We start from the raw sequence: 11,620 nt of genomic DNA on the forward strand, positions 1-11,620 counted from the left end.
TTATTTCTCATCCAGCACTAAGGTGATGTGGCTCATTCTCTTTTCGATTCTGTAAGCCCTTCCCTGTGCTCTGGGGTGTACTCTCTTCATTGTGGGTCCCTTATTTGCATAACACTGTGCAACATACAGGTTGTCTTTGTTCATACCGTTGTTGTTTTCTGCGTTTGCAATTGCAGATTCGAGTAATTTCTTAATCAGGCTGGATGCATATCTGGGATTGTATTCCAGGATAGCCAGTGCTGTCGTAACGTCTTTGCCTCTGATGGCATCCAGTACGAAGCATGCTTTCTGTACAGAAACCCTTGCGTAAGATAACTTTGCAGAAGGTCTTGTATCTTTATTTGCATTTCTTTCTCTCTTTATTTGAGTTCTGTGTCCTCTTGCCATGGATAAAACCTCCTTTCAATTATCTCAGTTTGGATTTCTTTTCGTCTTTTCCATGTCCTCTATAGGTTCTGGTTGCTACAAACTCTCCGAGCTTATGTCCAACCATATCTTCCGTTACATATACAGGCACATGTTTTCTTCCGTCATGGACAGCAATTGTGTGTCCAACAAAGGACGGGAAGATTGTGGAACGGCGGGACCAGGTTTTGATAACCTGTTTCTGTCCGGCAGCGTTCAGTGCATCTACTTTTTTGAGGATGCTTGCGTCAGCAAACGGTCCTTTTTTCAGTGATCTAGCCATTGATTCTTTCCTCCTTATTTAATAGCCTTACCGTCTCTTCTTCTTACAATCAGCTTGTTGGACGCTTTTTTCTTCTTACGTGTCTTCAAGCCGAGTGCAGGTTTGCCCCAAGGAGTACTCGGGCCCGGACGGCCGATACCGGTCTTACCTTCACCACCACCATGAGGATGGTCGTTAGGGTTCATGACGGAACCGCGGACTGTCGGGCGGATGCCCATGTGACGCTTACGTCCTGCTTTACCGATGTTGATCAGGTTGTGGTCTCCGTTGCCTACAACACCTACGGTTGCGCGGCAGATTACGGGCACCATTCTCATTTCACCGGAGGGAAGTCTCAATGTTGCATATTTTCCTTCTTTAGCCATCAGCTGTGCGCCGTTTCCAGCGGAACGAACCAGCTGACCGCCCTTGCCGGGATATAATTCAACGTTGTGTACCTGAGTACCAACAGGAATTTCAGATAAAGGAAGGCAGTTTCCGATTCTTACTTCTGCGTGAGGGCCATTCATGATTTTCATGCCATCCTTCAGTCCTTCAGGAGCAAGGATGTAAGCCTTCTCACCGTCTGCATAGCAGATTAATGCGATGTTAGCAGTTCTGTTCGGGTCGTATTCGATGCCGACTACAGTTGCAGGAACATCATCTTTGTATCTCTTGAAATCGATTATTCTGTATTTTCTTCTGTTTCCGCCGCCGCGATGTCTCACGGTAATCTTGCCCTGATTGTTACGGCCTGCATTCTTATTCAGAGAAACGCAAAGGCTCTTCTCAGGAGTGGACTTTGTAATCTCAGAGAAATCAGAACCAGTCATATTTCTTCTGGAAGGTGTATATGGGTTATATGTCTTAATTCCCATGATTTTTTCTCCTTTTCTTCATCATTTATTGTCGTGCTTGATTTGCACTTAAGCGGAGGCCGGAGCGGTTAAACCGTACCGTGTGTCTCCTGATGCAAGTACAGAAACATGCCTGCACCCGCGCTTCTTACAGACCGGCGAAGATTTCGATATCTTTGCTTTCTGCTGTCAGCTGAACGATTGCTTTCTTGGTCCTGGCAGTTTTGCCCACTACCATGCCGCGTCTTCTGTTCTTGCCTTCGCAGTTCTGTGTGTTTACGCTCTTAACCTTGGTTCCTTCGAACATTTTTTCCACAGCTTCTTTAATCTGGGATTTGGTTGCTTCGGGATGAACAAGGAAAGTATATTTCTTATCTCCCATACCAGCCATACTCTTCTCAGTGATGACGGGTTTGAGGATGACATCATAATATTTTACGTCAGCCATTATGCGTACACCTCCTCGATAGTCTTAACAGCATCCTTGGTAAGAACTACGGTGCCGGCTTTCATTATATCATATACATTCAGTGTGCTTGTCAGAGTTGTATTGACTTTAGCCAGGTTCTTAGCGCTCATTACCACGTTCTTGTCATTTTCATTGATAACAACAAGGCCTTTTACAACCTTCAGGTTATCCATAACCTGCTTGAAGTTCTTAGTCTTGATTTCATCAAATTTCAGTTCATCTACAACGATGAGTTTGTTTTCCTGTACTCTGCTTGTTAATGCAGATTTGAGAGCCGCTCTCTTTTCCTTCTTGTTCAGCTTGAAGGAATAGTCTCTCGGAACGGGAGCAAATACCACACCGCCGCCAGTCCACTGGGGAGCTCTTGTTGAACCCTGTCTTGCATGACCGGTTCCTTTCTGTCTCCAAGGTTTTCTTCCGCCGCCGGAAACTTCAGAACGGGTCTTCGCTTTCTGTGTTCCCTGACGCTTATTGGCAAGCTGCTGAACGACTGCCATGTGTACCAGGTGTTCATTTACTTCAACGCCGAATACTGCATCGCTTAAGTCGATTGTTCCGACTTCCTTGCCTTCCATATTATAAACAGCTACGTTAGCCATTGTTAGTTCCTCCTTTCACCCCTAATTTAAGCATCCATTCTTGTGGTTTCTTTGATTGTTACCATTGCTTTCTTAGGGCCCGGTACTGCGCCTTTCACCAAAAGCAGATTCTTTTCTGCGTCAACCCTTACAACTTCCAGGTTCTGAACTGTAACCTTTACGCAGCCCATATGTCCAGGCATTCCTTTTCCTTTGAATACACGGCTCGGTGAGGAGCATGCACCATTGGAACCCTGATGACGGTGGAATTTGGAACCGTGAGCCATGGGGCCTCTGTGCTGGCCATGTCTCTTGATGGCGCCCTGGAATCCTTTACCTTTGGAAACAGCGGTTGCATCCACTTTATCTCCGGCAGCAAAGATATCAGCTTTGATTTCCTGAGCCAGTGCATATTCGGACGCATTGTCAAATTTGAATTCCCTTACATATCTCTTGCAGGAAACTCCGGCTTTATCGAAGTGGCCTTTTTCAGCCTTGTTAACACCATGTCTGTGAATAACTTCTTTCTTACCGCCCTTGTCTTTGTTGACAATCTTTTCTTTCTTGTCTACGAATCCAACCTGTACTGCGCTGTAACCGTCGTTCTCAACTGTCTTAATCTGGGTTACCACACAGGGGCCGGCCTGAAGTACGGTTACCGGAATCAGGGAACCATCTTCATTGAAAATCTGGGTCATTCCGACTTTGGTAGCTAAAATCGCTTTGTTCATGATTTTTACCTCCTTGTTGTCTACATAGCGGAACAGCGTCTATCCCCCAGTTCTGCCCTCACCTTTAATACTTTATAAAGAAGAAGGATGAAGTCCTGCGAAATAAGACATTGTTCATACGTCTTTGTAGAGGTTTCGTTGTGTTGAATTATTTGGTTTTCATTTTGATGTCGATGTAAACACCGGCAGGCATTTCCAGTCTCTGAAGAGCATCTACCGTCTTGTTGGTAGGAGCTATGATGTCGATCAGTCTCTTGTGGGTTCTCTGCTCGAACTGTTCTCTGGAGTCTTTGTACTTGTGTACGGCTCTCAGAATTGTAACAACTTCCTTCTTAGTAGGAAGCGGTACAGGTCCGCTCACCTGTGCTCCGTTCTTCTTGACTGTTTCGATGATTTTCTTGGCAGACGCATCAACCAGCTGATGGTCATAAGCTTTCAATGTAATTCTCATTACCTGATTTGCCATAAAAAAAGTCGCCTCCTTTTCGCACTTTTTGTTGAAGTACGACAAGCGGTGACTGTACACTCTCCCGTGTGTGTCCTAATTGTTAACGTATTTAAACGCTTTGCGACTATCGGAACCTCATCAAGTTCCATTTGGACTTTTCACTCGGTTGTTTCTGTTTATTAACAGACTTCATTGCTTGTACAGTGACTTGTCGTCAGTTTCCTAACTTGACATTCGCTCCACGGAAAACCTGCCACAGTGGGCAGCAACCTCACGCTTCATTGCTATCATGTCACAGCATTTGTTATTATACTGATATTCTGCCAAAGATGCAAGCTTTTTTTCTAAAAAAATCAAGTTTTTTTCGTTGATGACAAAAATTATGTTCTTTTGTACAAAAACCGGAGGAAAAAGGCATTTCTGCCCCTTTCCTCCGGAGGTTTTCCGCCGCAAAAATACCCTTATCAGCGGCAACGGCTCTTACTAAGCCTGGATTTTGGCGGCCTTCCCCGCGTGCCATTCGGATAATCCTGGTTCGGGCCGCAGCGTCTTTCTTCCTATATAAAAGGAAATGTAAAAACTAATCCGTTGCCCGGTTCGTCTGCGTCCCCCTGATTACCAGCAGCACAATAATGAGCAGGGCCAGTCCGATGGGAAGCGTAATCCACGCATTCTGTACAAAGCCAGCCAGCAGGTACGTCACAAAAGAGACTGCGGCCACAGTGATAACATAAGGAAGCTGGGTGGTCACATGATTCACATGATCGCACTGCGCTCCTGCCGAAGCCATAATCGTGGTATCCGATATGGGCGAGCAGTGATCGCCGCACACCGCCCCCGCCATACAAGCGGCAATGGAGATAATCATCAGCTTCGGATCGGATTTTTCAAAAACAGCGACAACAATGGGGATCAGGATTCCGAAGGTTCCCCAGCTTGTCCCTGTAGCGAAGGCAAGGAAACAACCTACCAGGAAAATGATGGCCGGAAGCAGGTTCATCAGGCCTCCCGCTGCCTTCTCCATCGCGGCCGCAACGAAAGCCGCCGCACCCAGGCTGTCCGTCATCGCTTTCAGCGTCCATGCGAAGGTCAGTATCAGGATGGCAGGCACCATAGCCTTAAAGCCGTTCGGCAGGCATGCCATGCAGTCCGTAAAGCCCAGCACTCTGCGTACGCAGTAAAAAAGGATGGTGAGCACCATGGCAAAGAAGCTTCCCAGAGCAAGGCCCACCGAAGCATCGCTGTTGGAAAAAGCCGTGACGAAATCAGCGCCGGAGAAGAAACCGCCAGTATAAATCATCCCCACAATACAGCAGATAATCAGCACAAGAATGGGCACTACCAGATCTACCACACGGCCTCTGGGATTTGCAGTTTCCACTTCCACCTCTTTTTCATCCTTTTTCCCGGAAGAAAAAAGATCTCCGTTCTGCGCATTTTTTTCATGAGCTGCCATCGGTCCGAAATCAAACTTCATCACCACCAGGCAGACCATCATGGCAATCGTCAGAAGCGCGTAAAAATTATAGGGAATCGCCTGAATGAAAATGGAAAATCCATCCTCTCCTTCCACAAAGCCCGTTACCGCTGCGGCCCAGGAGGAGATCGGCGCTATGATGCAGACAGGCGCAGCCGTTGCATCAATGAGATACGCCAGTTTCGAGCGGGATACATTATGTCTGTCCGTTACCGGACGCATTACGCTTCCCACTGTCAGGCAGTTAAAATAATCATCGATAAAAATCAAAACGCCCAAAACAATTGTAGCCAGCTGCGCACCGGCCCGGCTCCTGATTTTTTCTTTTGCCCACCGTCCGAAAGCCGCCGATCCTCCCGCCCGGTTCATCAGGCTAACCATGGCGCCCAGAATAACAAGGAACATCAGAATGCCCACATTATAGCCGTCAGACAGCACCGCAACAAATCCATCCTGAAAAATATGGGTAACCGTGCCCTCAAACCGGAATCCTGAATAAAAAAGGCCGCCTACAAGAATCCCTATAAAAAGAGAGCTGTAAACCTCCTTGGTTATCAGGGCCAGGACAATTGCCACTACGGGCGGAATCAATGATGCAACAGTGGCATACAAGGCAGGCTCGGGCGCATCCGTTCCCGCAGCCAGCACGGTCACAGAGCAGAAGGCCGCCAGCAGGAATATCAGCCCCAGCCCTCCGGCCAGTTTCTTTCCATGTCTTTTCATATGTAAAATCCTCTCTTTCCCCTCAGCCGCTTTGTGCAGCTATTTTACGTACGCAAAAAAAGAACCGTGAACATAAGGCTGTGCGCACTCCCATTCACGGTTCCTGTCCTGATCTTTTCAGCAGTAAATTACAGATAGCGCTCCACATCCTTGTGACAGTCCGCAGCATATTCTGCTGCGCCCCAGAAAAGCTTCCCCGGACCGGGAAACAATTCTTCGGCGGTCTTTCCTTTCCCATATGGACGGCTGTCCTGTTCCTTTGCCCAAATGGTACTGATAAAGCCCGCGCCTCTATCATATCTATTCTATTTTCTGTACGTATACTGGCATTTTACCACCCTTGTCTGTAAAAAACAAGATAAAACCTCATTTTTCCACAGGCGGTAGTTGCAGACCACAATTCATTCGTGTATAGTGTTATCAGATACTGTCCGGGCAGGATTTTATTTTTGCCCGGTCATGGATGACAGAGAAATATTATTACGAAAAGGAATGGAGCAAACATATGTGGAAAGCTGAAAACTGGAAGGATTATGAGGTGCTGGATACCGGAAACGGTGAAAAGCTGGAGCGTTGGGGGGATTACCTGCTTGTCCGCCCGGATCCTCAGGTAATCTGGAATTCTCCCCGCAGGCACCCGGGCTGGTCAAAAAAGAACGGACATTATCACCGCAGCAGCAAGGGCGGCGGCGAATGGGAATTTTTTAATCTTCCCCAGGAATGGAGCATCCATTACCGTGATCTCACCTTCCGGCTGAAGCCATTTAGTTTCAAGCATACTGGATTATTTCCCGAACAGGCGGTAAACTGGGACTGGTTTTCGGACATCATCCGTAAGTCCGGCCGGCCTTTGAAGGTTCTGAATCTGTTCGCCTATACCGGAGGCGCAACGCTCAGTGCCGCTAAAGCCGGGGCCAGCGTCACCCACGTGGACGCGTCCAAGGGCATGGTTTCCTGGGCAAAGGAAAATGCGGCGGCCTCCGGTCTTTCAGATGCTCCCATCCGCTGGCTGGTAGACGATTGTGTCAAATTCGTGGAACGTGAAATCCGCCGAGGGAACACTTATGACGGCATAATTATGGATCCTCCCTCCTACGGAAGAGGCCCCAAAGGGGAAATCTGGAAAATCGAGGAGAGCATATTCCCTTTTGTACAGCTGTGCACCCAGCTGCTGTCCAGGGACGCCCGTTTCTTTCTTATAAATTCCTACACTACCGGCCTGCAGCCCGCCGTATTGTCCTATATGATGAACCTGTGTATCGTCCCGGTTCTGGGAGGACATGTGGATGCGGAAGAAATCGGCCTTCCAGTAACGGAAAGCGGCCTGATTCTTCCCTGCGGCGCATCAGGGCGCTGGAACAGCTGAAGGCTGCAGCTTTAAAAGGCTGTAACATAATTGCCGGATTGGTTAAACCAATCCGGCAATTACACCTGCTACTATGACCATATATAAAATAAATCCAAGTGCGGCCACCACCGCTGTCCAAATCAGCGCCGCCTTGCAGAAATTAGCTTTGCTACGGTTTTCCGTCGTGCCAAAGCCCCATATAAAAAGCATGATGATATTCACACAGGGAATGGCAAGCACAAGCAAGGTGAGAACCCAGTCGGATACCTTCATCGGCGGTTCCGGGGCCTCCTGGCTGATAGGAGCAATCGGTGCTCCCTGATAAGGACTTTCCTGATAGGCTCCGCCATACGGATAACCGTTTTGCCCATTTGGACGGCCATAACCGTTTCCGTTCCCATATACATTTGCATTCGTATATGTATTATTGGGCGCGCCATTGCCGCCCTGCTGAAAGAAATTGGGATTCTGATAGGTATTGGCGTTCTGGTTTCCATAGGAGGGTCCGTTCTGATAACCGACAGAATTCTGATAACCAGTAGGATTCTGGTAACCAGCAGGATTCTGGTAACCAGCCTGGCTCTGATACATATTGGTGCCATAACGGATATTGGCATCCTGATAACCGCTTCCGTTCTGTCCGCCCGCATTCTGATATACGTTATTATTGCTGCCTCCGGCATTTTGAAATGCATTATCCGTTCCCGCATTTCCCTGACTGCCAATGGCCTCTTCCGCCGTCTTCCAAGCTGACGGCTCCTGCGTCGCAGACTCCTGCGCTGTTTTTTCCTGCGCCATACCTTCCTGAGCCGCTGCATCCACTGCCGCCGGCATATCTTCCTGAGTCGCCGTATCCCCGGCCGCCGGCATACCTTCCTGAGCTGCTGCATCCTCGGCCGCCGGCATACCTTCCTGAGCCGCCATATCCCCGGCCACCGGCATATCTTCCTGAGCCGCTGCATCCTCGGCCGCCGGCATATCTTCCTGAGCCGACTGAGCCTGCATGGACAGCGGCATCCCGTCATTTACCGGCTGTACTTCTATGTTTCCTGCCGTCTCTTCATTTATGATATCAGCTGTTCCGCCCTCCGGGCCCTCCGCTGTATTCTGCATTTGATTTATATCCTTGTCGCTCATGCAAACCTCCTGTCTGCGCCGTACGGCGTCCTGTTTTTATTTTATCCGCAGTTTTTCTCTCCAGAGCTACTTTTATTCTATCATATTCCAAACAGATGCCGCAAGAAATCATTATAAAAGGGAAATATCCGGTTCAGAATATTATCCCGCCTGAAGGTCATCGGCGGATATCCGGGAAATTCCGTAACCATACGATATATATAAACAAGGAGCATAAGCGCCGCAGCCGCAGCCAAAATTTCCATGGCATACTTTACCTTTTTCCCCTTCACATACCGCATATAAACAAAATATACCCCAAACAGAACCATCAAAAAAGCGCATGGATTCAGCTGCCACGCCCTTCCGAACTGTCCCCGAAAAATATAAATAAGCGCCCTTGTGGTGCCGCAACCCGGACAGGGCAGCCCCGTCAGGATAAGAAGAGGACAAAACGCATGGAAAACCGCTTTTACCACAATATAATAAATCAGGAAAGCTGCCCCCGCCCATTTATACTGTCTGATATCCCTTCCTATACGTTTCAGGATCACCCCCACAGTTTTCTTCATATACACTCAATTTCCTTAATGAAAAAATCCCGTCCGCTGATTATTTTCATATTCCTGCTTCCGCAGTCCGGACAGACTCCCCCGCAAACAGTGGCATGAAATTCTCTGCCGCAGTCCAGGCATCTTCCATTAGCCGGCAGTATCTCAATTTCCAGCGCCGCATCCTCCAGCATACTACCCTCTACCGCGGCAGGATACACCTTTTTCATATATTCCGGTATTACGGATGATATTTCCCCAATCTGCAGAACAAGCTTTTCGATCCTGCCAACCTTATTTTCCACAGTGAATTTTTCAACTGTTTTAACAATTTCCATTAATAAACCCAATTCATGCAAAACAGCTTACTCCTTCCACGCCCGGACCTGCTCCCGCAGCCACTCTGCCCATTCCTCCAGACCTTCGCCGTTTCTTGCAGAAACAGGTATAATCTTTATATCCGGATTTATTTTCCTTGCCCTTTCCATACAGGCCTCCATATCAAAATCAAAATAATGCAGTACATCTATCTTATTTATCAGAAGGACATCGCAGATGGAAAACATCAGTGGATATTTCAAAGGCTTATCATCCCCTTCCGGTATACTCAGAATCATGGCATTCCTGGATGCGCCCGTATCGAATTCCGCCGGACATACCAGATTTCCCACATTTTCAAGAATAGCCAGATCAATGCCTTCCGTTTCCAGCCCTTCAAGCCCCTGTTTTGTCATCTCAGCATCCAGATGGCACATTCCGCCGGTATGCAGCTGAATAACCTTTACTCCCGTTTCCGATATGGCGGCTGCATCCACATCAGAATCAATATCCGCCTCCATAACGCCTATTTTCATCTCATCCTTCAGCATGTCAATGGTTTTTTTCAGTGTTGTCGTTTTTCCTGAACCGGGGGATGACATCAGATTGAGCAGAAAGGTCTTCTGCATCTTCAATGCCTTCCTCAGTTCGTCCGCTTCCCTGTCGTTATCCTCAAATACGCTTTTTTTAATCTCAAGAATTTTATAATCCTTCATACCTCTTCTCCTTTGTTGAAAAATCAATTTACATGAAAGCCCCTGCCTTCCCCTGCAAGCACGCGCAGGGTTATCTTTTTGGCAGATTTCTCCCGCAGGCTTCAAAACTGCTTATATAAACGTAACACTCCCTTGGAATAAAGTCAACGCATGTAAAGCAAAGAAGGAAGCGGAAAATACCCGCTCCCTCTTATATATTCCTTATCTTTCCGAATCCGCATTCTTATTCATATTCCGCAAACTCGGAGAATTCCTTCCAGATATTACAGATCCATGTTTTCCCCTGGTTAAAAATGATTTCATTGCCATCTTCATCATAGAATTTAGGCGGAACGCCATCGCCCTCCATACGGGACCAGGTGCCCTTTATTGCCTTGCCGCCAGTGAATACAATGGCATCCCCCTCACCGTGAACGCCAAAAGCCAGATAATCCTTAGCATCACGCACCTCACCATGGCAATACTGGAAAACCACGTTGGAAACAGCAAGCTGCTCATTATTCATCTCATCAATCTGTTTCTTCCCGTCCTGATAACGGTAATAGAGCTGGTCCTCCTTATTATACTCAAAATAAGGATTGTATGCACCGTAGCCGCCTGAGTTAGCACCGGTTCCTCCGGGACGGACAATTATGGCATCTTCCGCATCCTTATACTCCGCACGGTAATCCTCTGCCGCAAAAGTAAACTGCGGCACATAATCATCATCATATTCCCAGTCATATTTCAAACGTTCCACTGCATCCTTCAGACCGTCAATAAACAGATATCCCGTAAATTCCAGTTTATACCCGGGACGTTTGATTCTTCCATAGGCCTCGTCAGCAGGCTTGTAAATTCCTTCCACTCCTGCGCTGATGTTTTGCACTGTATCTCTGTTAATCAGCTCCTCCACATAAGGTCTGGCAAGGCCCCAGTTACAGTAAACAGCCTCATAGCCCATCGCTGTATACACAAAATAATCCCGGCTGCTGCGCACCGGCCCGATATGATCCAAATCATCAAAATCTTCAAATATCGCCATCAGCCTGGTAATTCTCCCTTCCACAGGCGCTTCGTAAATAACACTTGCCTGAGAGATCCCGTACTGAGGCATCGCCTGGGAATTATTCGGTATCATAACCGCAATCGGCCTTCTGGTTACAACCTCTTCATCCTTCCATTCTCCGGTCAGATAGCTCTGCATTTTTCCATCCACCGTGCTGCGTTCTTCGATAACCGGAACGGTGGTTGTCTCTGTTTCCGTTTCCGTCTCTGTTTCACTTTGTGTCTCTGTCTCAACAATCTGCGCTTCAGTTGACGCTACTGTCTCTTCCACCATGGTTTCCTGCTTTTTCCCGCAGGCTGTTAAAGTCAATGCCGCAGCCATTACCGAAGCAGCGGCCAATATTATTCTTTTCCGTTTCATCATTTGTTCTTTCCTTTATGCAAAAATAAAATCGGGTTTTCAGTAACTTAAAACATTATATAATAGACAACATCCTTTTGTCCATGTGAAACGGCAGATTCCTGCCCTGTCCCATAAATTACCTGAGAGCGAATTAGGCACAATATCATTCTACGGTGTAATAATCGAGTAGGAGAAAATTTCTCTGATTAGAGAAATTTTCGACCTCTCACA

The 11,620-nt window shown here is 47.5% G+C and carries 15 protein-coding genes and 1 riboswitch; of the genes, 1 reads left to right on the plus strand and 14 read right to left on the minus strand.

The features are described 5' to 3' along the window. The 9 genes from rplV to DXC51_RS16175 all read right to left on the minus strand — a co-directional run bounded on the left by rplV (position 1) and on the right by DXC51_RS16175 (position 5,950). Entirely contained in the window at positions 1 to 387 is a 387-nt protein-coding gene (rplV, locus tag DXC51_RS16135) for a 50S ribosomal protein L22 (protein ID WP_021633701.1), read from the minus strand. 19 nt (positions 388 to 406) lie between these two features. Then, positions 407 to 688, minus strand: coding sequence for a 30S ribosomal protein S19 (rpsS, locus tag DXC51_RS16140; protein WP_021633700.1), 282 nt, complete (start codon positions 686 to 688; stop codon positions 407 to 409). A gap of 14 nt (positions 689 to 702) precedes the next feature. Further along, complete coding sequence (gene rplB / locus DXC51_RS16145) at positions 703 to 1,545, minus strand: 50S ribosomal protein L2 (protein WP_025487416.1); 843 nt, start codon at positions 1,543 to 1,545, stop codon at positions 703 to 705. 127 nt (positions 1,546 to 1,672) lie between these two features. After that, positions 1,673 to 1,972, minus strand: a complete 300-nt coding sequence (gene rplW, locus DXC51_RS16150) for a 50S ribosomal protein L23 (RefSeq protein WP_117544904.1) — start codon at positions 1,970 to 1,972, stop codon at positions 1,673 to 1,675. Beyond that, positions 1,972 to 2,592, minus strand: a complete 621-nt coding sequence (gene rplD, locus DXC51_RS16155; RefSeq protein WP_025487417.1) for a 50S ribosomal protein L4 — start codon at positions 2,590 to 2,592, stop codon at positions 1,972 to 1,974. The genes rplW and rplD overlap by 1 nt, the downstream gene beginning before the upstream one ends. A 26-nt stretch (positions 2,593 to 2,618) precedes the next feature. Beyond that, positions 2,619 to 3,302: a 50S ribosomal protein L3 gene (rplC, locus tag DXC51_RS16160; protein WP_021633696.1), complete on the minus strand. Its 684-nt coding sequence runs from the start codon at positions 3,300 to 3,302 to the stop codon at positions 2,619 to 2,621. Positions 3,303 to 3,450: 148 nt separating this feature from the next. Further along, a complete protein-coding gene (gene rpsJ, locus DXC51_RS16165) occupies positions 3,451 to 3,768 on the minus strand; it encodes a 30S ribosomal protein S10 (RefSeq protein WP_009256142.1) in 318 nt (105 codons plus the stop codon). A 289-nt stretch (positions 3,769 to 4,057) separates the two neighbouring features. Beyond that, positions 4,058 to 4,270, minus strand: coding sequence for a hypothetical protein (locus tag DXC51_RS16170; protein WP_147332372.1), 213 nt, complete (start codon positions 4,268 to 4,270; stop codon positions 4,058 to 4,060). Positions 4,271 to 4,330: 60 nt separating this feature from the next. Continuing rightward, positions 4,331 to 5,950 (minus strand): Na+/H+ antiporter NhaC family protein, encoded by a 1,620-nt coding sequence (locus DXC51_RS16175; protein WP_025487419.1) that lies wholly within the window; start codon positions 5,948 to 5,950, stop codon positions 4,331 to 4,333. A 127-nt stretch (positions 5,951 to 6,077) separates the two neighbouring features. Continuing rightward, positions 6,078 to 6,252: riboswitch (Lysine riboswitch) on the minus strand. Between the two features lie 203 nt (positions 6,253 to 6,455). On the opposite strand from DXC51_RS16175, the gene DXC51_RS16180 reads away from it, so the two are divergent. Beyond that, the gene (locus DXC51_RS16180) at positions 6,456 to 7,316 is read left to right on the plus strand and encodes a class I SAM-dependent methyltransferase (protein ID WP_025487420.1); all 861 of its coding nucleotides are present in this window, start codon (positions 6,456 to 6,458) and stop codon (positions 7,314 to 7,316) included. A gap of 42 nt (positions 7,317 to 7,358) precedes the next feature. On the opposite strand, the gene DXC51_RS30065 is transcribed toward DXC51_RS16180, so the two are convergent. From DXC51_RS30065 to DXC51_RS16205, 5 genes are all read right to left on the minus strand, one after another. Continuing rightward, complete coding sequence (locus DXC51_RS30065) at positions 7,359 to 8,435, minus strand: hypothetical protein (protein WP_243003215.1); 1,077 nt, start codon at positions 8,433 to 8,435, stop codon at positions 7,359 to 7,361. Positions 8,436 to 8,515: 80 nt separating this feature from the next. Next, positions 8,516 to 8,986 (minus strand): DUF2752 domain-containing protein, encoded by a 471-nt coding sequence (locus DXC51_RS16190; protein WP_117544906.1) that lies wholly within the window; start codon positions 8,984 to 8,986, stop codon positions 8,516 to 8,518. Further along, entirely contained in the window at positions 8,983 to 9,324 is a 342-nt protein-coding gene (locus tag DXC51_RS16195) for a hydrogenase maturation nickel metallochaperone HypA/HybF (RefSeq protein WP_117544907.1), read from the minus strand. Before DXC51_RS16195 ends, DXC51_RS16190 begins: the two co-directional genes overlap by 4 nt. A 6-nt stretch (positions 9,325 to 9,330) precedes the next feature. Next, positions 9,331 to 9,999 carry a hydrogenase nickel incorporation protein HypB gene (gene hypB / locus DXC51_RS16200; RefSeq protein WP_117544908.1) on the minus strand — a complete coding sequence of 223 codons (669 nt, stop codon included), beginning with the start codon at positions 9,997 to 9,999 and terminating at the stop codon, positions 9,331 to 9,333. Positions 10,000 to 10,222: 223 nt separating this feature from the next. Next, complete coding sequence (locus DXC51_RS16205; protein WP_021636644.1) at positions 10,223 to 11,410, minus strand: DUF3048 domain-containing protein; 1,188 nt, start codon at positions 11,408 to 11,410, stop codon at positions 10,223 to 10,225. Between the last annotated feature and the right edge of the window lie 210 nt (positions 11,411 to 11,620).

The organism is Eisenbergiella massiliensis (assembly GCF_003435485.1).